The organism is Streptomyces stelliscabiei (assembly GCF_014873495.1).
GTDB lineage: Bacteria > Actinomycetota > Actinomycetes > Streptomycetales > Streptomycetaceae > Streptomyces > Streptomyces bottropensis.
The window spans coordinates 6,401,227-6,421,970 of sequence record NZ_JADBGF010000001.1 but is presented as its reverse complement, the minus strand read 5'-3'; the positions used below and the strand labels follow the sequence as shown (position 1 = coordinate 6,421,970).

At 72.4% G+C, this 20,744-nt stretch carries 19 protein-coding genes; 6 read left to right on the top strand and 13 right to left on the bottom strand.

The window, feature by feature from the left end:
• Positions 1-11: 11 nt before the first annotated feature.
• A complete protein-coding gene (locus H4687_RS28475) occupies positions 12-1,364 on the bottom strand; it encodes a DUF6716 putative glycosyltransferase (RefSeq protein ID WP_046917044.1) in 1,353 nt (450 codons plus the stop codon).
• Between the two features lie 198 nt (positions 1,365-1,562).
• Between H4687_RS28475 and H4687_RS28470 the strand changes: the two genes are divergently transcribed.
• The 4 genes from H4687_RS28470 (at position 1,563) to H4687_RS28455 (ending at position 6,209) form a co-directional block, all read left to right on the top strand.
• On the top strand, positions 1,563-2,540 hold the full coding sequence (locus H4687_RS28470) for a glycosyltransferase family 2 protein (protein ID WP_046917045.1): 978 nt from the start codon (positions 1,563-1,565) through the stop codon (positions 2,538-2,540).
• Positions 2,537-3,871: an alpha-2,8-polysialyltransferase family protein gene (locus tag H4687_RS28465; protein ID WP_046917046.1), complete on the top strand. Its 1,335-nt coding sequence runs from the start codon at positions 2,537-2,539 to the stop codon at positions 3,869-3,871. Before H4687_RS28470 ends, H4687_RS28465 begins: the two co-directional genes overlap by 4 nt.
• 7 nt (positions 3,872-3,878) lie before the next feature.
• Positions 3,879-5,018, top strand: coding sequence for an acyltransferase family protein (locus H4687_RS28460; protein ID WP_046917047.1), 1,140 nt, complete (start codon positions 3,879-3,881; stop codon positions 5,016-5,018).
• Positions 5,019-5,291: 273 nt separating this feature from the next.
• Positions 5,292-6,209 carry a class I SAM-dependent methyltransferase gene (locus H4687_RS28455; RefSeq protein ID WP_050399484.1) on the top strand — a complete coding sequence of 306 codons (918 nt, stop codon included), beginning with the start codon at positions 5,292-5,294 and terminating at the stop codon, positions 6,207-6,209.
• 41 nt (positions 6,210-6,250) lie between these two features.
• Here H4687_RS28455 and H4687_RS28450 read toward each other — a convergent pair whose 3' ends face one another.
• On the bottom strand, positions 6,251-6,925 hold the full coding sequence (locus tag H4687_RS28450; protein WP_050399483.1) for a TetR/AcrR family transcriptional regulator C-terminal domain-containing protein: 675 nt from the start codon (positions 6,923-6,925) through the stop codon (positions 6,251-6,253).
• A gap of 75 nt (positions 6,926-7,000) precedes the next feature.
• Here H4687_RS28450 and H4687_RS28445 point away from each other — a divergent pair, with 75 nt between their 5' ends.
• Positions 7,001-8,557 carry an FAD-dependent oxidoreductase gene (locus H4687_RS28445; RefSeq protein ID WP_046920297.1) on the top strand — a complete coding sequence of 519 codons (1,557 nt, stop codon included), beginning with the start codon at positions 7,001-7,003 and terminating at the stop codon, positions 8,555-8,557.
• Between the two features lie 27 nt (positions 8,558-8,584).
• Here H4687_RS28445 and leuE read toward each other — a convergent pair whose 3' ends face one another.
• Together leuE and H4687_RS28435 are read right to left on the bottom strand one after the other, a co-directional pair.
• Positions 8,585-9,238 carry a leucine efflux protein LeuE gene (gene leuE / locus H4687_RS28440; RefSeq protein ID WP_050399482.1) on the bottom strand — a complete coding sequence of 218 codons (654 nt, stop codon included), beginning with the start codon at positions 9,236-9,238 and terminating at the stop codon, positions 8,585-8,587.
• Between the two features lie 48 nt (positions 9,239-9,286).
• A complete protein-coding gene (locus H4687_RS28435; protein ID WP_046919631.1) occupies positions 9,287-10,867 on the bottom strand; it encodes an acyl-CoA mutase large subunit family protein in 1,581 nt (526 codons plus the stop codon).
• A 217-nt stretch (positions 10,868-11,084) separates the two neighbouring features.
• Between H4687_RS28435 and H4687_RS28430 the strand changes: the two genes are divergently transcribed.
• Positions 11,085-12,011: a L,D-transpeptidase family protein gene (locus H4687_RS28430; RefSeq protein ID WP_179860031.1), complete on the top strand. Its 927-nt coding sequence runs from the start codon at positions 11,085-11,087 to the stop codon at positions 12,009-12,011.
• Positions 12,012-12,316: 305 nt separating this feature from the next.
• On the opposite strand, the gene H4687_RS28425 is transcribed toward H4687_RS28430, so the two are convergent.
• The 9 genes from H4687_RS28425 to H4687_RS28385 form a co-directional block, all read right to left on the bottom strand.
• A complete protein-coding gene (locus tag H4687_RS28425; RefSeq protein ID WP_046919407.1) occupies positions 12,317-13,600 on the bottom strand; it encodes a hypothetical protein in 1,284 nt (427 codons plus the stop codon).
• Positions 13,600-14,286, bottom strand: a complete 687-nt coding sequence (locus tag H4687_RS28420; RefSeq protein WP_046919408.1) for an RNA polymerase sigma factor — start codon at positions 14,284-14,286, stop codon at positions 13,600-13,602. The genes H4687_RS28425 and H4687_RS28420 overlap by 1 nt, the downstream gene beginning before the upstream one ends.
• Before the next feature lie 327 nt (positions 14,287-14,613).
• A complete protein-coding gene (locus tag H4687_RS28415; protein WP_050399479.1) occupies positions 14,614-15,402 on the bottom strand; it encodes a hypothetical protein in 789 nt (262 codons plus the stop codon).
• The gene (locus H4687_RS28410) at positions 15,399-15,989 is read right to left on the bottom strand and encodes an RNA polymerase sigma factor (protein WP_005480994.1); all 591 of its coding nucleotides are present in this window, start codon (positions 15,987-15,989) and stop codon (positions 15,399-15,401) included. Before H4687_RS28410 ends, H4687_RS28415 begins: the two co-directional genes overlap by 4 nt.
• 202 nt (positions 15,990-16,191) lie before the next feature.
• Entirely contained in the window at positions 16,192-16,620 is a 429-nt protein-coding gene (locus H4687_RS28405; RefSeq protein WP_020113899.1) for a hypothetical protein, read from the bottom strand.
• A 119-nt stretch (positions 16,621-16,739) separates the two neighbouring features.
• A complete protein-coding gene (locus tag H4687_RS28400; RefSeq protein ID WP_050399478.1) occupies positions 16,740-17,348 on the bottom strand; it encodes a hypothetical protein in 609 nt (202 codons plus the stop codon).
• Positions 17,349-17,433: 85 nt separating this feature from the next.
• A complete protein-coding gene (locus H4687_RS28395; RefSeq protein WP_005481000.1) occupies positions 17,434-17,970 on the bottom strand; it encodes a hypothetical protein in 537 nt (178 codons plus the stop codon).
• Positions 17,971-18,060: 90 nt separating this feature from the next.
• Positions 18,061-18,792, bottom strand: a complete 732-nt coding sequence (locus H4687_RS28390) for a DUF4328 domain-containing protein (RefSeq protein WP_046919843.1) — start codon at positions 18,790-18,792, stop codon at positions 18,061-18,063.
• A gap of 271 nt (positions 18,793-19,063) precedes the next feature.
• Complete coding sequence (locus tag H4687_RS28385; RefSeq protein WP_046919840.1) at positions 19,064-20,659, bottom strand: beta-N-acetylhexosaminidase; 1,596 nt, start codon at positions 20,657-20,659, stop codon at positions 19,064-19,066.
• Between the last annotated feature and the right edge of the window lie 85 nt (positions 20,660-20,744).

Here is a 20,744-nt window from a genome sequence, read left to right as displayed (position 1 = left end):
CAGGTGGCGGCTCACAGCTCCCCCATCCGGCGGATGACGGGTGCCACGCGCTGCACTCCGTGGCGGTAGGCGCCGCGCGCCGCCCGGCGCACGATCTGCCGTACGGGCCCGGCCTGCCGCTCGGCGGCGGGCGCTCCGGGCAGCGGGGCGCCGTCGGGGCCGAGGTGGTGGCGGGCGAGGATGCCGGGCAGATAGCCGGGCGCGGTGACGGGGGTGTAGTACGGGGCCAGGGGCGGCAGTTCGGCGGCCCCGACCAGCTCGGCGATGCGGTCGCGGGCGGCGTCGAAGGCCGTGCGGTACGAGCCGCCCCCGGAGCCCCCGGCGGCGACTCCCTGCCGGGCCACCCACCGCGGGTCCGGCACCGGCTCGTACCCGGCGTCCAGCTGGTCCCAGGAGGCGAGGCAGCCGGAGCCCACGAAGTGGTGGTTGCCGAGGGTCTCGCGGATGCCGAGGTCGGTGAGGACGACGGTGGGGATCCGGCGGTGCAGCGACTCCAGGGCGGCCGTGGAGCTGACGGTGACCAGCAGGTCGGTGCTGTCCAGGATCTCGCCCATGTTCCCGTAGGCGAGGCGGAAGTTGGGCGGCAGACCATCGGGCTGCTTCTCCGCCAGCTTCTGGTACGGGAGTTCCTCGATGTGCGTGGTGTGCTCGCCCGGCCTGGAGCGCAGCTTCAGCAGCACCTCACGGTCCGGGTGCAGCCTGGCGTGCCCGATCAGCCGGTTCAGCAGGTACGTGCGGTCCCGGCGGTTGTCCGGGACGGACGGCTGTACGGCGAAGACGACCGTGTAGGGCCCGCGCCCCTGCTCCGCGGACGGGTCCTCGGCGCCCGCGTAGGTCCTGCCGCCCAGGAAGGGCAGCGCGACCTCGGTGACCGAGGAGGCGTCGGCGCCCACGCCCTCGTACACCGCCCTGAACCGGTCCGCGTCCTGGCGGGAGTTGGCGAGGACGAGGTCCGCGCCGTGCCGCAGCAGCAGACCGTCGGCGAGCTTCTCGTAGACCACACCGACGTACCCGGTGACGACCACGGGCCGCTTCGTACGCCCGTCCCAGGCCCGGCGCAGGCCGTGCAGCATCGCCTGGACGCCCCCGCCGACGAGGGAGAGCAGGACGACGTCGTACGCGGCCTCCTTCATAGCGCGCAGGAATTCGAGGCCGGTCACCTCGCGCAGGGAGTCGGGGCGGACGCCGACCTCCTCCAGCTGGCGGGCCGTGGGGGTGGCCCGGCCGCGCAGGAGGAAGCCGTCCAGGCGGATGTCCGACTTCTCCGGAGCGAGACGGTGCGCGGTGAGCGCGCCCCATTTCCACCGGGTGTCGGAATCCGCGAGTACGGCGACTCGCAGGGTGTTCGTAGCACTTGCTGGCACATCGAAGACGCTAGGAAGCGATTCCGTTGAACGGCCCAACCTGAATGCAACAAAGGGTTAACAGCACATCGCCGGACGGCGAATCGGGCCGCGAGAGCCGGCGGAATGCACCTGGTTCACGGTTCCGCCACGCGTCGTTCACCTGACATCAAGCGGGTGGTCAAGACGAATGCCGGAGGGCCCCCTAACGTCACGGGGGTGGTCAAGCTCTCCGTCATCGTGCCGTTCTACAACGTGCAGCAATACGCGCCCGACACCCTGAAGAGCCTCGGAGCAAACGCTCGTGAGGATTTCGAATTCATTCTCGTCGACGACTGCTCGCGCGACGAGACACCGGACATTCTCGCGCGCGCGGAGCGCGAGTTGCCGGGGGCGGTGTATGTCAGACACGAACAGAACGGAGGACTGGCGACCGCGCGCAACACGGGCATCGACAAAGCCCGCGGTGAATACCTGACGTTCCTCGACGGGGACGACTGGCTCGCCCCCGGCTACTTCCCCCGCCTGCTGGGCGCCATCGAGGACCTGGGCTGCGACTTCGTGCGCACGGACCATGTCCAGTGCACCGGGCGGGCCCGCTCCGTCCACCGGGTACCCAACGGGCGCCGGGGCGTGGTGATGAACCCGCGGGACGCGATCCTGCCCGCCGACCGCTCCACCTCCGTCGACTACGCGTTCGCCTGGGCGGGCATCTACCACCGCCGGCTGGTCGACAAGGGCGTCCTGCACTTCACCCACGGGCTGCGCACGGCCGAGGACCGGCCCTGGATCTGGAAGCTCCACCGGGAGGCCGAATCCTTCGCCACGGTGGGGCTGCTGGGCGTCTTCTACCGGCGGGGCGTGGCGTCCTCGCTGACCCAGATCGGCGACGTACGGCAGCTCGATTTCATTCGCGCGTTCGACCAGGTCATCGAGGAGACGGCGAAGGACCGGGACGCGGAGAGACTTCTCCCCAAGGCCGTGCGCACCTATTGCGCGATCATCTCCCACCATCTGGGATCCATCGAAAGGTTCGAGCCGGCGGTGGCACGGAAACTGAAGTCGATGAGCGCGACCGCGCTGCGCCGCATGCCGCAGGACGTGCTCGACGAGGCCCTCGACTCCATGGACGTCCAGCGCGCCACCCGGCTGCGCCGGCTGCGCCGCCGTCCCGCCGCCACGGGGGTCGCCGCGTGACCACGCAGATCTTCATGGCGTCCACGCTGTACGGCACGGCCACGCTGGCCGCCGCCCTGGACACCGAGTGCTTCCGCCCCGCCACCCGGCGCATCCTGCTGATCTCCAACAACGCGGCGACGCCGGAGACGGCGCCGGGCCTGGACGAGATGCCCGGCTTCGATCGGCTGAGCGCCCGCTTCGACGAGGTGATCTCCTGGAACGAGACCATCTCCCCCTTCCACCCCGGCGGCTGGTCCCCGCGCCAGGACGACGTACCGCTGTGGGAGCGGCATCTGCGGCTGCTGTGGAACCTCGGCGACGACGACGTCGAGCTGGCCGTGGAGTCCATCCAGGTCCACCCGGCGCTCGGCTTCACCCAGATCTTCACCGGCGCCCCCGTGACCGTGTACGCGGACGGCCTGATGAGCTACGGGCCCACCCGCAACAAGATCGACCCGCTGGTCGGCACCCGCATCGACCGCCTCCTCCACCTGGACCTGGTGCCGGACCTGAGGCCCCTGCTGCTCACCGAGTTCGGGGTCGGGCCGGAGATCGTGCCGACGGACGCCTTCGTGAAGGTGCTGGCGGAACTCCTCGACACCGGTGACGAGTTGCCCGATATCGAGGAGCCCGCGCTGCTGCTGGGCCAGTACCTCTCCGCGCTCGGCATCCTCACCGCCGAGGAGGAGGAGGACCTCCATGTGACGATGCTGAAGGGCGCGGTCGCGCTCGGTCACACGCGTGTGGTGTTCAAGCCGCACCCGAGCGCCCCGGCCCGCTGGTCGCGCGGTCTGGAGAAGGAGGCGGAGCGGCTCGGCGCCGATCTGACCGTGCTGGACACGCCGGTCCTCGCCGAGGTGCTCTACCAGCGGATGCGTCCCGCCCTCGTCGTCGGCTGCTTCTCCACGGCCCTGCTCACCGCCTCCGCGCTGTACGGCCTGCCGGTCGCCCGCGTCGGCACCGGCACCCTGCTGGACCGGCTCGCCCCGTACGAGAACAGCAACCGGGTGCCCGTCACGATCGTGGACGCGCTGCTGCCCGAGCTGGGCGACCGGGCCGCGGTCACCTCACAGAAGCCGGGCACGGCGGTCACGGACCTCGACGGTCTGGTCCGGGCGGTCGGTTTCGCGATGCAGCCGAAGATCTACCCGTCGCTGCGCGCCGAGGCCGAGGCGTATCTGACACGGCATCCGAGCGCGCACACCCTGCGGTACTTCAAGCGGCGCCGGCTGACCTCGCTGGGCCTGCCGGGCGGTATCCCCGTCCAGCTCGCGTTCATCCCGCGCAACGCCACCGTGCGAAGAGTCGCGCGGCGGGCCCGGTCCCTCAAGCGAGCCACGCTGGGGTGAGCCCCGAGTGACTTCCTCGACAGAGACGACCGACCGGGTCGAGCCCCGGACCGACACGACCCCACGCCCCCGCCCCGGCGGGGCCGTGGCCCGGCCCCGGCTGTACGCCCTGGACGGGCTGCGGCTGCTCGCCGCGCTCTGCGTCGCGGCCTATCACTACGGTGGACGCGACGGGGAGATCGGCAAGGCGTGGGGCACCTCGCCCGCCGTGCAGTTCCCCACCGCCCACGGCTTGTTCGCGTACGGCTGGGCCGGGGTCCAGGCCTTCTTCGTGATCAGCGGGTTCGTGATCTGTGCGAGCGGCTGGGGGCGTTCCGTCCAGGCCTTCCTCGCCTCCCGCGCGGCCCGTCTGCTGCCGGCGTACTGGGCGGCGGTGATCCTGGTCGCGGCCGTCTTCGCCTTCCCGGGCATCGGCTTCGCGCGGGTGTCCGTCAGCGAGTTCCTGGTCAACCTCACGATGCTGCAGACGCCGCTCGGCGCGGACCGGGTCCTGGGCGTGTGCTGGACGCTGTGGGCGGAGGTCCGCTTCTACGTCCTGTTCGCGCTGTGCGTGGTCCTGCCCGGGGTGACCCGCAGACGCGTGATCTGGTTCTGCGGCGGCTGGACGCTGGCCTCGGTCCTGGCGCCGGCCGCGAAGGAGCCGCTGCTGGACATGGTCCTGATGCCCCAGTACGCCTCGCTGTTCATCGGCGGCATGGGCCTCTACCTGGTGCACCGCGACCGCCGGGACACCACCGCCTGGCTGATCGTCGTGTTCAGCCTGCTGCTGAGCCAGTACCGCACGGTCGAGGACATGTGGCACGCGCCGAACGCCGAGTTCTTCTCCTACCGGCCCCAGCTCGCCATCGTCCTCGCCGTCGGCGTCGGCTTCGCGGCCGTGGCGGCGGTCGCCCTGGGGTTCCTGCGACGCCTCGACCGGCCCTGGATGGCCACCGCGGGCGCCCTGACGTACCCGTTCTATCTCGTGCACGAGCACCTGGGCTGGCCGGTGGTCCGGGCGCTGCACCAGGGTCTGGGCGTTCCGTCGTCCGTGACCGTCGCGCTCACGGTGGCGCTGATGCTGACGCTCGCGTGGCTGCTGCACCGGTGGGTCGAACGTCCGTTGCAGCCGTGGCTGCGCGCGTCACTCGCGGGACGCCGCGGCTGAACCGTTCCTGAACCTGGAATTGGCCCATTGTTCATCCGGCCCGAGGATTCGACATCACCTCGGCGGTAAGGCTCCGCAGCATCCTTGACCAGGCCATAGCCGTCTCGTAGGTTCCTGGCCCGTTCACCAGTTCATGAGTTGACCGGTTCCCCCTTCCAACCCATCCGCTCATAACCGCTCGGCCGTCACCTGCCGCTTGTGCGCATATCGCCTGTTCGCCTCGTCGACACAAGAGAGTCTTCTGTCCTCATGGCCTCTGAAACGACCTCTGAAATGACCCCTGAACACGGCACGATCCGACTCCCCCGTGAACTCGACGACGTTCCCGGCTGGTTTCCGGTGCTCGATCAGCTGCTTTTCGACTGGCTCCTGAACCGGCAGGAGGTCGCGGGCGGGAAAGGCGATCTCCTGGAGGTCGGCGTCTACATGGGCAAGAGCGCCATCTTCCTGGGCCGGCATCTCCAGGAGGGCGAGGCCTACACGGTCTGCGACCTCTTCGAGAGCGACGCGCCGGACGACGCCAACGCGGCGGAGGCCACCAAGTCCTACCGCCGTACGCTCACCCGCCGGGCCTTCGAGGCGAACTACCTCTCCTTCCACGACGAACTGCCCCGCGTCCTGCAGGGCCCCAGCTCGATCGTGCCCGGCGAGGTCGAGCCGCGCTCCTGCCGTTTCGTGCACATCGACGCCTCGCACCTGTACGAGCATGTCGCGGGCGACATCACCGCCGCGCGGGACCTGCTCCTCCCCGGCGGCCTGGTCGTCCTCGACGACTTCCGCTCGGAGCACACCCCCGGGGTCTCCATCGCCGCGTGGGAGGCCGTCCTCAACCGGGGCCTCAACCCGATCTGCCTCAGCACGCAGAAGCTCTACGGCACGTGGGACGACCCGGAGCCCGTCCAGGAGGCCCTCCTGGAGATGGTCGGGCGCCGGGACGACTGCCACATCAGCAACCAGCAGGCGGCCGGCCATCGCATCATCCGCCTCAAGTCCAAGGGCATGCGGCCCCCGGCCTTCCCCAAGTCCCGCCACTGGACCCCGCCGGAACCCCCGAGCCCGGCAGCCCTGGCTCCAAAGCCCCCCGCCCGCCCGCGTCCACCGCACAACCCCGCCCGCAGACTCGCCGTGGACCTGCTGCCCCCGCTGGTGACGAGGACGATCAGAAGGGCGAGGGCGGGCAGGAAGCGGTGAGAGGGCGGGGCGGCGGCCGGTGTCCTGTCGAGGCTGGACCCTCAGCTCCCCCCACTCCCCCGCAGCACCACCGCGACCCCCGCCACGACCGCCTCCAGCCCCACCTCGAACCCCCGCTCCTGGTCCCGGAACATCTCCCACCCCGCCTCCACGGCCAACGGATACCCCGCCAACCGCTCGGCCCGCGCGGCAAGGTCGTACCCCTCCCCGCCCCGCGCCGGGTCCGCCCCCATCGCCTGCTCCTCGATGACGTAGCCGATCGTGTAGCTGTACGCCGTGAACCAGGCCCGCGCGGCCCCCGCCGGCGAGAACCCCGCCGCCGTGAGCATGCGCAGGTTCGCCTCCATCGGCGCCGCGTACGACAGGTCGGTGAAGTGCGTCCCGCTGTACACCTTCGCGCCGTCGCGGTACCGCAGAAGGTGCTCGCGCAGCCCCCGCATCCGCGCCCGCAGGGCCTCCTGCCAGTCGGCGCCGTCCTCGCCCCCTGACGGCATCCCGGCCCAGTCCGCCGCCATGCGCCGCACCATCTCGGTGGCCATCTCGTCGAGCAGGTCCTGCTTGTTCTTGAAGTGCCAGTAGAGCGCGGGCGCCTGGACGTCCAGCTCCTTGGCGATCAGCCGGAGGCTCAGCCCCTCCAGACCGACCTCGTTCAGCAACCGCAGGGCCGCCTCGGCGACCTGTGCCTTGTCCAGCTTCGGGGATTTCCTGGGAACCACGTTGACAGCTTAACGGCGTTAAGCGCATGCTGCTGCACGCAGCTCTACTTAACGACGTTAAGGAGACCGGAACCCATGAGCGCAACCACCCACGCGACCTCCCACGCGACCGCTCCCACCCCGCTGACGACGGACGTCCTGATCGTCGGAGCCGGCCCCACCGGCCTCGCCCTCGCCGTCGACCTTGCCCGGCGCGGCATCGGCGCCCTGCTCGTGGAGCGGGCCGCCGCTCTGTTCCCCGGCTCCCGGGGCAAGGGGATGCAGCCCCGCACCCTGGAGGTCCTCGACGACCTGGGCGTCCTCGACGCGATCCGCTCCGCCGGCGCCCCCGCCCCGGTCGGCATGGTCTGGAGCGGGGGGAGCAGGCAGGGCGAGCACCGGATGTTCGACGTGCCGGCACCGACGGAGGCCGAGCCGTACCAGGGCCCCTGGCTGATCCCCCAGTGGCGGACGCAGCGGATCCTGTTGTCCCGCCTGCGGGAACTGGGCGGCGACGTCGCCTTCGGCCGGGAGCTCGCGGGACTGACCGAGGACGCGGACGGCGTGACGGCGTCCTTCACCACCGGCCCCGAGGTCCGCGCCCGCTACGCCGTGGCCGCCGACGGGGGCCGCTCCACCGTGCGGCGCCTGCTCGGCATCGGCATGACCGGCGAGACGGTCGACCCGAGCCCCACCCTGGTGGCCGACATCCGCGTCCCGGCGCTCGACCGCGACAACTGGCACCTGTTCCCGCCGGCCGGTGAGCACGGCTTCATGGCGCTCTGCCCGCTCCCCGGCACCGAGGACTTCCAGCTGGCCGCGAACTTCCCCGACCCCGGCACGGTGGTCGACCTCTCCGCGGACGGCGTCCGCAAGGTCGTCGCCGCCCGCTCCCACCTCGCCGCCGAGGACGTGACGGAGGTGGGCTGGGCCTCGGACTTCCGGCCGCGGGCAGCGCTCGCGGACCACTTCCGTGCCGGGCGCGTGTTCCTCGCCGGGGACGCCGCGCACGTCCACTCGCCCGCCGGGGGCCAGGGCCTCAACACCAGCGTCCAGGACGCGTACAACCTGGGCTGGAAACTGGGCGCGGTGGTGCGGGGCGACGCGGACGAGACGCTGCTGGACACGTACGAGGAGGAGCGGCGCCCGGTGGCCGCCGCCATGCTCGGCCTCTCCACCCGGGTGCACCGGGGCGAGCAGCGCCGGGGCCGGGACACCCAGCAGCTGGGCCTCGGCTACCGGGACAGCTCCCTGTGCGTCGACACCCGCGAGAACCTGCCCCCGGACGCCCTTCGCGCCGGCGACCGCGCCCCCGACGGCCGGCGCGGCGGCGTACACCTCTTCGACGTCTTCCGCGGCCCGCACTGGACCCTGCTCACGGTCGGCACGGACGCCACGCACGCCGCGGCCGGCACGCACGCGACGGACGGCACGCCCGCCCCAGACGGCGGCACGGCCCGCAGGGACGCGACGGCGGACCGGCCGCACCCGTCGGAGCCGGCGTGGCCGGAGAACGTGCGCCGGGCCCACATCCCGGCCTACGAGGCCTACGGCACCGGTGTCTTCCTCATCCGCCCCGACGGCTATGTGGGCTGGGCCGGCGAGACCCCGGCCGGTCTCCCGGCATACGCGGCCGCGACGGGTCTGGCCTGAGCGAGCCCGGCGAGACCCGGGCGAGGCTCAGGCGCTGCTCGCCAGCGACAGCTTGACCGCGAACCCGAGGAACATCGCGCCCGCCGCCGAGGTGGCGCCCGCCGACAGCGCCTTCCGCCGGCGGAAGGTGGCGGCCAGCCTGGTGCCGCTGAATATCAGCGCGCTCAGGTAGAGGAAGCTGGCGATCTGGGCGAGGGCGCCGAGCACCACGAAGGAGAGGGCCGGGTAGGCGTACCCGGGGTCCACGAACTGCACGAAGAAGGCGACGAAGAACAGGATCGCCTTGGGGTTGAGCAGACTGGTGACCAGGGCCCGCCGGAACGGCCGTTCCCCCTCGACGGCCTCGCCCCCCGCCCCCTCGGCCGACCGCTCGTGGCGGCTGCGCCACATCCCCCACGCGGCCCGCAGCATCCCCACCGCCAGCCAGGACAGATACCCGGCGCCCGCGTACTTCACGATCCCGAAGAGCACGGCGTTGGCCTGCAGCAGCGAGGCCACCCCCGCCGCCGACAGCGTCATCAGCACGGCGTCCCCGACCCACACCCCGGCGGCGGCCCGGTACCCGGTCCGTATCCCGCGCCGGGCGGCCACGGACAGCACGTAGAGGGAGTTGGGGCCGGGCAGGAGGACGATCAGGACGAGTCCTGCCAGATAGGTGGGCAGGTCAGTGACACCGAACATGGAAGGGAGTGTCGCACGGGGGTACGACAACCCGGTTCGGCGTCCGCGTCAGAACACGTCGCCGGGGACGTAGGTCCCCCAGACCTCCCGCAGCGCGTCGCACACCTCGCCCACGGTGGCGCGGGCCCTGAGGGCTTCCCGCATCGGAGGGAGGACGTTGTCCTCGCCCTCGGCGGCCTTCTTCAGGGCGGCGAGAGCCGCCTCCACCGCCGACCGGTCGCGTGCGGCGCGGAGCTTCGCGAGCCGTGCCGCCTGCTGGGCCTCGATGGCCGGGTCCACCCGGAGCGGCTCGTACGGCTCCTCGGCGTCGAGCCGGAAACGGTTGACGCCGACCACGACCCGTTCGCCGGAGTCGGTCTGCTGGGCGATCCGGTAGGCGGAGCGCTCGATCTCGCCCTTCTGGAAGCCGTGCTCGATGGCGGCGACCGCGCCGCCGAGGTCCTCGACCTTCCGCATCAGTTCGACGGCCGCCGCCTCCACGTCGTCGGTCATCCTCTCGACGACGTACGAACCCGCGAACGGGTCCACCGTGGCCGTCACGTCCGTCTCGTAGGCCAGCACCTGCTGTGTCCGCAGGGCCAGGCGGGCGCTCTTGTCGGTCGGGAGGGCGATCGCCTCGTCGAAGGAGTTGGTGTGCAGGGACTGGGTGCCGCCCAGCACGGCCGCGAGGCCCTGTACGGCCACGCGGACGAGGTTGACCTCCGGCTGCTGGGCCGTCAACTGCACGCCGGCCGTCTGGGTGTGGAAGCGGAGCATCAGGGACTTGGGGTTCCGCGCGCCGAACTCCTCCCGCATCACCCGGGCCCAGATCCTGCGCGCCGCGCGGAACTTGGCGACCTCCTCCAGGATCGTCGTGCGGGCGACGAAGAAGAAGGAGAGGCGGGGGGCGAAGTCGTCGACACCCATCCCCGCCGCGACCGCCGTGCGCACGTACTCGATGCCGTCGGCGAGGGTGAACGCGATCTCCTGCGCGGGCGAGGCACCCGCCTCGGCCATGTGGTAGCCGGAGATCGAGATGGTGTTCCACCTGGGGATCTCGGTCCCGCAGTACCGGAAGATGTCGGCGGTCAGGCGCAGGGAGGGCTTGGGCGGGAAGATGTACGTCCCGCGCGCGATGTACTCCTTCAGCACGTCGTTCTGGATCGTGCCCGTGAGCCGGTCGGCCGGTACCCCCTGCTCCTCGCCGACCAGCTGGTACATCAGCAGCAGCAGGGCGGCGGGCGCGTTGATCGTCATCGACGTCGACACCCTGTCCAGCGGGATCCCGTCGAACAGCACCCGCATGTCGTCGACGGAGTCGATCGCCACGCCCACCCTGCCCACCTCGCCGTGGGCGATCGGGGCGTCGGAGTCGTGGCCCATCTGGGTGGGCAGATCGAACGCGACGGACAGCCCCGTCGTGCCGTCGGCGATCAGCTGCCTGTAGCGCGCGTTGGACTCCGCCGCCGTACCGAAGCCGGCGTACTGACGCATCGTCCAGGGTCGGCCGGTGTACATCGACGGATGGACACCACGGGTGTAGGGGTACGCGCCGGGGTCGCCGAGCCGCTCCGCCGGATCCCAGTCCCGCAGCGCCTCCGGCCCGTACACCGGCTCGATGGGCAGTCCTGACTCCGACTCGCGCGCCATGGTGTGCCTCCGTCCTGCCGCCGGTGCGGACACTCGCTCGCCACTCACCCGTACTGACGCTCGCGAGGGGCTGTGGCGGCGAGTCAGCACCCGGTGGAGCGGTCCTGGCTGGGACCTTGCTCACAACCATGCCCGTTTGTTCGCGACGGGTCACGTCCGGGAAACCTGTCCGGGAGAGTGACCGGCCGCGGCGGATCATGAGAAGACGGGGGCCCCGATGCGTACCAGGGACATGCGGAGATCGATGGCCGCGCTCGCGGCACTCGCCCTGGCAGGCGCCTGCACGGCCCAGGGCATCGAGGTGCACGGCGACCAGCGCGGGCCCGTGCGCGTCGACGTGACCGGCACGCCGAGCGGCGCCCCGAAGCAGGACACCGGCGACCGGGACGGCGGCGCCGGCGCCGACGCCGGCGCGCGCACCGATGACGATGACGCCGACGGTGACGGTGACGGCAAGGGACGTCATGAGCAGACCCCACCGCGCAGGGCCACCCCCACCCCCACCGTCGCCCCCACGGTCCTGTGGGCCAGGGGGGACGCGGGACTGGACGTACGGGAACTGCAGGCCCGGCTGCGGCAGATCGCGTGGCTCTTCACCGGGCCCACGGGGACGTACGACGACCCGACCGTCCAGGCGGTCCGGGGCTTCCAGGGCAAACGCGGGCTGCCGCAGACCGGGAAGACGGACAGCGTCACCTGGGCGCGGCTGCTGAACATGACACGGGAGCCCGGCAAATGGGACCTGTACGCCTACGGCGGACAGCCGGCCGCGTCGCCCGACCCGCGGTGCCTCACCGGGCGGGTGCTCTGCATCAGCAAGACGAGCCGCACGCTGCGCTGGATGGTGGACGGCCGGACCCTGACGACGGTCGAGGTGCGCTTCGGCTCGGAGTACACACCCACGCGCGAGGGCGTCTTCAGCGTCTACTTCAAGTCCCGTGACCACGTGTCGACCCTGTACGACACCCCCATGCCGTACGCCATGTTCTTCAGCGGCGGCCAGGCGGTCCACTACTCCGCCGACTTCGCGGCCCGCGGCTACTACGGGGCCTCGCACGGCTGCGTCAACGTCCGGGACAAGGCGGCGATCGCCCAGTTGTTCGCGCAGGTCAGGAACGGCGACAAGGTCGTCGTGTACTGGTGACGACAGCGGTCGAACGGCGAATGGACCCCGGATCAAGTGACGTGCGTCACACGACGCATAGCGGGAGGGTGTCCCGCGCGTCAGGGGAAGTACGGGGTCACGGGGGAATCACGGGGGTAATGGGGCGCGGGCGGGACCGGGGGAACGTGTCCCGCCCGCGCCGAGGTGCACGAGCCGTAGGTACGGGGGGAACCCCGGCTCTGTGCGACGGCCGATGACCAGTCGGCTCACTCATTACTGCGCCGGGGCGGCCAAAAGTGTTACCCGTTCAGCGAAAGAATTCGGAGCGGATACGAAAACGCAGGTCAGGAGGGATGTGTGAGCGCCTGTCCGGCGGTGGCGGGGCCGACGCCGAAGCCGACCGGGGTCACGGCCGCGAACTGACCCCGGTGACCGCTGCCACCGCTGCCCTTCCCGCCCTTGTTCCCCTTGCCGCCCTGTCCGCCCTGGTGGCCCTTGTTCTTGCCGCCCTTGTTCTTGCCGTTCCCGTGCCCGAGGCCCTTGCCGTCGCCCCGGCCGTTCCCGTGGCGGCTCTTGCCGTTCCCGTGACCGCCTCGGCCCTTGCCGTGGTGCGCGTCGTCGTCATCGTCGGAGTCGTTGCCCGACCGGGTGTCCTTGTCGCCGCCGACCGACGGGCCGCCATTGCCCGAGGCGCCCGTCCCGGTGCCGGCACCCCACCGCTTCGCCTTGCCGGAGCCGCCGGGGTTGACGGAGCCGCCGGACAGGACGCCTTCGCAGTACCGCTTCAGCTGCCCCCGGCCCCTGCCGCCCGCCGCGTCCTCCAGGCCGCGGCGGCGGTCGGCGGTGAGTTCCTTGCCGTCGCGTACGTCACGGCAGGCGGAGGTCACCTTCCGCCACCACTCCGGGGTGGGCTGCCCGTCCCGCCCGCTCGCACCGGACCGCTCGTCCTCGTCGGCACCGCCGGTGCCCTCGCCGGAGGGGGCGTCGCCCTGCGAGGAGGGGGCCGGAGACTCGTCGGGCACTGCCTGGCCCCACGCCCCGCGCCTGTCGTCGCCCTTCTCCGTGTCGGGCGAAGGTGACATCAGCGGCCGGTCCGGCGACCGGCCGGCGGAAACGGTGGCGGAGGGTTCCGGTTCGTCGCCGCGGAACACGCTCAGCGCGCCGCCGCCGGCCACCACCGTGACCCCGCCGAGCATCCCGGCGGCCACCGCCGCGACCAGCCCGAACCGCACCGGGCGGCCCCAGCGGGCCCGTCGGCTCCCCGACGAGGCGGACGTCCGCGCGGGTCGGCCGAGGTGGACGACACCCGCGTCGGCCGCGGGCGAGGCGGCGGGGTGCGTACGGCCGCCGCGGCCGGACTCCTCGGCCCGGCCGCTCTCACCGGAGTCGAGCGCAGGGGTCCAGGAAGTCGTGCGGGCGGTGCGGAAGGCGGCCAACGCGGCCTCCTCGCCCGGGAGTTCGGGATCCGGTGAAGGCTCAGGCGCGGCCTCCGCCGCCAGGGCGCCGAGCGCCTCGGCGAGCCGGTCGGCACGGGCACGGGTATCGGGGTCGACGGCTTCGAGCGGCTTCCCGCTCAGCAGCCGCTCCGCGGCGTCGCGGTTCAGCCACCTGTACTGCTCGTCGGCCATCACACATCCTTCTGCGTCCGCGAACGCGTATGCGTCACACCGGCGGACGTGGCCGCGCGTACGCGCGCGGCTCTCGGTCGGGGTACGGCGTCCAGCGGACCCCTGGATTCCGGGTCGGTCTCCGATGCCGTCTCCGGATTCTCCCCGATCAGTTCGGCGAGCCGTTTCAGCCCCCGGTGCGCGGCCGTCCGTACGGCTCCCGCGCGCTTGCCCAGAGTCTCCGCGGCGGTCTTCGCGTCGAGGCCGACGACGACGCGCAGGACCACCGCCTCCGCCTGGTCCTGCGGCAGCTGGGCGATGAGCGAGAGCGTGCGGCCGGTCGCCAGGGACTCCATCGCCTCGCCGGCCGTGTCGGACTCGGCAGGCTTGGCGGTCAGCTCGGTCTCGTCGCCGCCTATCGCGGGCCGGCGGCCCCGCATGCGTATGTGGTCCAGGGCCCGGTTGCGGGCGATCCGCGCGGCCCAGCCGCGGAACCGGTCGGCGTCTCCGCTGAACCGCTCCAGGTCACGGGCTATCTGCAGCCAGGACTCGGAGGTGACGTCCTCCGCGTCCGGATCGCCGACCAGCGTCCGCACGTATCCGAGCAGCCGTGGGTGCACCGAGCGGTACACAGTCCGGAACGCGGTCTCGTCCCCGTCCTGTGCCGCAAGCACCGCGGCGGTCAGCTCCGCGTCGTCCCCCAGCACCCACGCGCCCCTTCCTCGATCGATGGTCGCGGTCTCGGAACCGCTGTGGTTGCGGTGGTCTTCCGCCCTCCACGATCCGGCGCGAAAGGCACGTTACGGCCTGAAACCGCTGACCGTCCATGTCCGTAGAACATGCAACTAACTCGTGATGCGGCGAGGTGTGACAGAAAACGTGGGCGCGGCGCTGTAGGGAGTACGGGTCGCCGCGCGGCCCGTGCCGCGCGACGGTCGGGGCCTCTCCTGTGGGGGGTGGCGGCCCCGGCCGTTGCCATCGGCGGAGTCGGCCGGGTGTCTTGCGAGTACGGGGGTCTTGCGAGCACGCCGGCCTCACTTCGTTTCCGGGCCCCGCGTTTCGCCGCCCGGCTTCCGTCCCGCGCCCGCCTCGTCGCGTTCCGCGACCGCCGGACGTCGTCCCTCGCCTCCCGGCCGCCCGGACTCGTTCGCCGCCCTTGACGCGTCGGGACCGGCGGGACGCGACGAGGGCCTCGGCTTGCCGCCCTCGCTACGGCCTTTGTCGTTGCCGTCGGACTTGCCGTCGGGCTTGCCGCCGCCGTTGCGCGGTCCGTCGGTGCTGCCCGGCTGCCCGGACGCGGTGGGTTTTTGGTCCAGGTCCGGGCGGTCCGCGGTGGAGGGTCCGGGACGGGCGGGAGCGCTGTCGGCCGTACGGGGACGCCGCTCCTGGCCTCCGTCGCGCGCGTGTTCCCGGCCGGCGCCCTCGTCGTCGCGTGCGGCCGGTCCGACCGCCGCGAAGGCGACTCCGCCGAGGGTGAGGCCCGCCAGCAGTACGGCCAGGGTGGTACGGATCGACAGCTGCACGCGGCGCCGCGCGTTCGGCCGCCAGTCGTCGCGCCGCCGGGTACGGGCCGTACGCGCCCCCGTCTCCCGCGCGGCCAGGAAGGCCGCCACCGCCCGTGCCTCCCCCACGCTGTCGGCCTCCCCGCCACCGCGCACGGCGGCGGCGAGAAGGGGGGAGACACGCTCGACGGAGGGCGCGGTCACGCCGTCGGACAGGGAGGCAGGGCCCTGGTCGTCACGCGGGTGCCCTTCCCTGTCGGCGGACGCGTGGGCGCGGTGGTGGGTGTCGGCGCCGTGCAGGCCGTGGTCGCTGTCGGTCATCTCGACTCCCCCAGCGTCCGGGGGCCGTCATCCGTCACACCCTCGCTCCGCAGGAGCTGGGCCAGTCGCTTCAGCCCCCGGTGCGTGGCGGTACGGACCGCGCCGGGGCGTTTGCCGAGGACACGGGCGGCGGCGGGGCCGTCGAGGCCGACGACGACGCGCAGCAGTACGGCCTCGGCCTGATCGCGGGGCAGCCGGGCGACGAGTGCGAGCGCCTGCTCGGTGGAGAGGGTCTCCAGGGCCTGGTCCGGGGTGCTGTGCGTGCCCGGCAGCTCCAGCAGGTCGTTCTCCAGCGCGGTCGCCCGGGGCCGGACCCTCTGGCGCCTCAGATGGTCCAGGGCCCGGTGCCGGGCGATGGTCGCACTCCAGCCCCGGAACCCCGCCCCGTCGCCCTTGAACCGCCCGAGGTCCCGCGCTATCTCCAGCCAGGCGTCCGAGGCGACGTCCTCCGCGTCGTCCCCGACGATGCCGCGCAGGTACCCCAGCAGTCCGGGCTGCACGAGCCGGTAGGCCACCGCGAAGGCGGCCTCGTCCCCGGCCTGGGCCCGCGCGACGGCCGCGCCCAGTTCACCGTCGTACGCCTGCACGCGCCGAGGTTCCCCTCCCTGGCCGCAGGCTGTCCGAGCCCGTGCCGAGTCGGTGCCGGGATGGCGTTGCGGGGACCGTCCCGGCCGCCGCCAAGCCCCCATGGTCATCTGCGCCGGGCTCCACGGAAGTGTCACACCGTCAACCTCCGCCACCTCGGCCCCGCAGCGGACCCGCTCACCCGCGGCGACGCGCCTGGCCACGTCAGCCGGACGGCATCGCGTCACGGCACAGCAGCCGCAGCGAACCCTCGCCGGCGAAACAGCGCCGCGCCTCGTCCAGCGGATCCCAGAAGCGGCCGTCCCAGGTCCGCACCCAGAACCCCCCGCCCGACGCGACCCACTCGCCCCCGGCCCACCGCACGACGACCTCACCGCCGTACGCCCCGAACCCCCGCAACGCCCCCTCCACGGCGGCGTAGGGCGCGCCCTCCCGTCGTATCTCCTCGATCATCCGGTCCACCCGCCACAGACTCTGTGTCGAGTAGTCGAGGCGCACCCGCGCCCCTTCCCGCATCATCGCCACCGCGTCGGCCGCCCACCGAAGGGGCTTCGCCGCGCTCGTGGGCCGGCTCCCGAGGCTCCCCGGCGCGCTGGGGGCATCGCCCGAACTGAATGTCTGCTGTGCGCTCACACTCGGGAAAGCGCCCGCCCCGCGTGAGACGTTTCGCGATTTCAGCGTGTGCGCGACACCGGCGCAGGACCGCCACACCCGGCCTCAGGACACCCACAGGACCTGCCAGGAACCGAGGTTTACCGCCCCGCCCCGCGCGCCCGCCGCGACACGACCGCCCGCAGCACGCGCCGCCCCTCCGTGGCCACACCCAGCGCCTGGCGCACCCCCGCCGCCCCGTGCTGCGCGAGCAGTTCGAGCACGACGACCTGCCGGCGCAGTTCGGCGGCGACCAGATGGGAGGCCCCCTCGGTGCGGCCCGCACGGCAGTCCGCCACCGAGTCCTCTCCCCCGGCGTCCAGCGGGTCGAGCAACTGATGGATCCTCAGCGCGGAGACGGAGCAGACCTCCGCCCACGCGCGCAACGCGTCACCGGACCGCTCGTCGGGAACCGCGTCGAGCATCCGACGGGCCAGCAGGACCACGTCCGCACCGGAGGCGGAAGCCGCACCAGCGCCGACAGCTGCGCTTGCATCGGCATCGGCATCGGCATCGGACGAGGCCAGTTCACCCCGTGCCTTCGCGACCTTCTCCCCCCACCCCTCGCCGTCGTCCACGAGTCCCGCCCACAGCGGACGCAGGACCTCGTCGTCACCACCGAGAAGCGGTACGCAACGGTCCAAACAAGCCAACCCGCTTGCCGCCAGACCGCGTTCGTCGGCCTGGGCCAACAGCTCCACCAGGCTCATCGCGCCTCCCCTGTATCCCGCTCGACCACACCCCGGTTATACGGAGCCCGCACTTCCCCTTACTGCGTGCGACGGCACGGGAGTGTCACAGAGGGACGACCCCGAGCCGGTCGAGCAACCGGAACAGAATGTTTTCAGCCAGGGGGTCCGCCGGTCCAGGCTCTGAGGTCAACACATCGACCAGCGCCTGCGCGTCGACGGCCCGCCCGGCCTCCGCGGCCCAGGCGACGGCACGTTCGGCGGCGTCGCGCGGTTCGAGGAAGTAGTCCTCGACGGTGAGCCCCTCGCCGTCGCCCAGGTACGCGGCCATGGCCCGCCGCGCGAGACACGTGGTCCACGCGCCGCTCTCCGGCCCGGCGGCCTCGACGACCACACAGTCGCTGTCCATGACGTAGCCGAACAGCGCGGGCGCCCCCGTCTCCCGGGCCAGCGTGTTCATGTTCCCGACGTCGCCGGCCGCCGTCGCGGTCTCGGCACCGGGCGCGCCCGTCGGATACGCCCACACCTGCCAGTCACCGGCCGCCGTCGCGCACAACGTCAACCCCTTGGCCCCGCCCAGCGCGTCCAGCCCCGACAGACGCTGCCCGCTTCTGCCCACGACGTAGTACCCCCAGTACCCCATAACGGGAATACACCACACACGTACGGCAGTTCGCGCCCGGAATCGGGCAATCCGCACGGTTCCGCGCAGACGGCCCACAGGGGACCGGGCTCACACGGTGCCGGGCTCCGGCTCGCGCGGACCGCCGCGCGCCCTGTCGTTCTGCATCCGCGTGAGCGCGAGGACGAACAGGGCGGCGAACACGGCGGCCACGATTTCCAGAGAGTCCGCGAAGAGCATCTGCCGAGCGGCCACCCGGTACTCCTCGATCTCCTCCGCCCTGAGGTACGCCCGGTCCCCGGCCTCCCCCGCGAACAGGCTGAGCAGCCACAGCGTCCACCAGGTGTTGACGAGCGCGTGCGACCGCGGCTTCTCCCACGGGCTGCTCGCGTCCCAGCAGTCGATCGCGATCCGGCGCGGGAACCACAGGTTCACCACCGGCACGAACCAGCCGCCGATCGCCCAGCCCCGCTTCTTGCGATGCCCGAAGGGGTCGAACACCTCGGCGTTGACCCGCACCCGGTGGAACCACACCAGGAAGACGACGATCGCGGCGACGTAGGTGAGCGTCTGGAGGATGCCCGCCAGCGCGACGAGCCCGTCAGCCCGGTCGGAGTCGCGCTCCAAAGCCACGCTCCAGTCCTCGCCGGCCAGCCGGTCCGACACGTCGAGGAGCGAGAGGTCCGCCCACACCGCGACCACGTCCGCGGCGGCGACCGCGCCGAGCAGGATCGCCACCGCCCGCCCGAGCGCCACCGGTGACCGCAGCCAGGCGGGGCCGTGCGGCGACTGGATGGGCAGCTCCGTGTGGGTCGCGAGCGGCGGAGCGGCCGGGTACGTCACCGACGGGTCCGTCACCGGATACGCGGCCGGCGGCGGAGACTCCGGGCGCGGAGCCGCCGCGTCGCAGCCACGGCACAGCTGTCCTCCGGGTGTCGCGGTGTGGTTCCCGCAACGCGCACAGTCCATCGTTCGAAGCCCCCGTGTGATCGAAACGCGCGCCGAACACGGTCCTCCGCGGACCCTCACGCTCGGCGATCAGAACACGCGGAACATACGGTTCACCCGCCCCGCCCGTCCATTCGATTCACCGGCGCCGCGACCCACCACCGCCTCAGCTCACCTTCCCCGCCAGCTCCCGGAACTGCGCCCAGCTCAGCGTCGGCTTCCCCGGATCCCACAGCTTCTGCGACAGCGCCCGCAGCGGCATCCGCACGCCCGCCGCGACCTGCGCCTCGGTCTGCCGGTTCGCGAGGTCGCACCAGACGGCGAACGAACCGCCGAGGATCTGGTCGTCGTACCGGGCCGGGACGGCGGTCGTGCCGCGCAGCACCCGTGGCGTCCAGGACTCGTAGATGCGCTGTCCGGTCGGGTAGAAGAACTGGTTGGGCTCGCCGAGGACGTAGTACAGGTACTCGTCGTTGTAGTTGATCACCTGCCGTCCGGCGCTCAGATACTCGACGGGCTGCCGGGCCCCGATCTCCTTGCCCGTCCAGTACGCGACCTGGATCGACCTGTCCGCCTGGACCGAGCCGCCCCGGAAGAACCCGTCGTTCCAGGCCCGCACGGTCCGGTCATGGCCGCGCATCACCTTGGCGCGGTCGTTGAGCCAGCCGGTGGCGAGGTCGGCGACGGTCGCGCCGGGGCCGTACTTCTGCCGCGCGGCGGCGGCCAGCTGCGGGTAGGACGCCTCGGGGTTCGACGCCATCAGCGCCCGGTACTCGTCCCCGCCGAGATGCCAGTACGCGCCGTCGAAGAGACCGGCGTACTCGTCGAGCAGCTCGTCCACGACCACGGCCGACCTCGGGTTGGAGATGTCGACGGCCCCGCTCGCGGCCACGCCCTGGGCGTTCCGCAGCTGCAGCCCGGGATTGCCCGCGATCACGGCCCCCAGGTGCCCGGGGGAGTCGATCTCCGGTACGACCTGGATGTGCCGGCTCTTCGCGAGGTCCAGGATCTTCCGCACCTGGGCCTTGGTGAGGTGCTGGTCCGACACCACCTCGGGGTGGCTCGTGGAGGCGATGCGGAAGCCCTGGTCGTCGGAGAAGTGCAGCCCGAGCTGGTTGTACTTCAGGTCGCCCAGCTCACGGACGCGGTCCTCGATCCAGCCCGCCGTGAAGTGCTTGCGCGCGATGTCGAGCATGAACCCACGCTGCGGCTTGGCCGGCTCGTCGCGGACGACGCCCTCCGGTGCCGTACCGCCGCCGCGCACCTCCTGCTTCAGGGTGCGCGTCCCGTAGAAGACGCCCGCCTCGGCGGGCGCGGCGATCCGTACCCGCCGGTCCTTCACCGTCAGCGTGTACGCCTCCGACCTCGGCTGGTCGGCCCCGGTCAGCGCCAGCTCCACGTCCCCGGCGCGGGGGCGCGCGTCCCCCGCGTAGGCCAGCCCCAGCTCCCCGGCGGTCAGCCGCCCCTCGTCGGCGAGCGCCGCGTTCCGTACGACGACCCGGCCGCCGTCGGCGGGCTTCCAGCCGGGGCCGCGGGCGGCCTCGTGCTGCCGTACGGCGGGGATGGTCCGCGGTTTCTGGGACAGCGGGTACGAGCGCGAGGGGGACGGGGACGCGGAGGGGGCCTTCTCGGCGGCGTTCACGGACGAGCCCGCCCGCGACGGCTCCGAGCCGCTGGGCGTGCGTGTCCCGTCGCCCGGCCACACGGTCACGGCCACCGCGACCGCGCCACCCGCCAGGACGGCTCCCGTCCCCAGGAGCAACCCTTTCGAGGTGATCGCCGTCTTCCTGCGGGGTGCCCTGCGCCGGCCTCGGTTCACGACGCGCCCTCGGTCCCGATCCCGGTCA

Excerpts from the sequence above, each read along its gene's own strand:
- H4687_RS28455 (WP_050399484.1), top strand. The coding sequence starts at position 5,292 with ATGACCCCTGAACACGGCACGATCCGACTCCCCCGTGAACTCGACGAC.
- H4687_RS28445 (WP_046920297.1), top strand. The coding sequence starts at position 7,001 with ATGAGCGCAACCACCCACGCGACCTCCCACGCGACCGCTCCCACCCCG.
- leuE (WP_050399482.1), bottom strand. The coding sequence starts at position 9,238 with ATGTTCGGTGTCACTGACCTGCCCACCTATCTGGCAGGACTCGTCCTG.
- H4687_RS28435 (WP_046919631.1), bottom strand. The coding sequence starts at position 10,867 with ATGGCGCGCGAGTCGGAGTCAGGACTGCCCATCGAGCCGGTGTACGGG.
- H4687_RS28430 (WP_179860031.1), top strand. The coding sequence starts at position 11,085 with ATGCGTACCAGGGACATGCGGAGATCGATGGCCGCGCTCGCGGCACTC.
- H4687_RS28425 (WP_046919407.1), bottom strand. The coding sequence starts at position 13,600 with ATGGCCGACGAGCAGTACAGGTGGCTGAACCGCGACGCCGCGGAGCGG.
- H4687_RS28415 (WP_050399479.1), bottom strand. The coding sequence starts at position 15,402 with ATGACCGACAGCGACCACGGCCTGCACGGCGCCGACACCCACCACCGC.
- H4687_RS28400 (WP_050399478.1), bottom strand. The coding sequence starts at position 17,348 with ATGAGCCTGGTGGAGCTGTTGGCCCAGGCCGACGAACGCGGTCTGGCG.
- H4687_RS28395 (WP_005481000.1), bottom strand. The coding sequence starts at position 17,970 with ATGGGGTACTGGGGGTACTACGTCGTGGGCAGAAGCGGGCAGCGTCTG.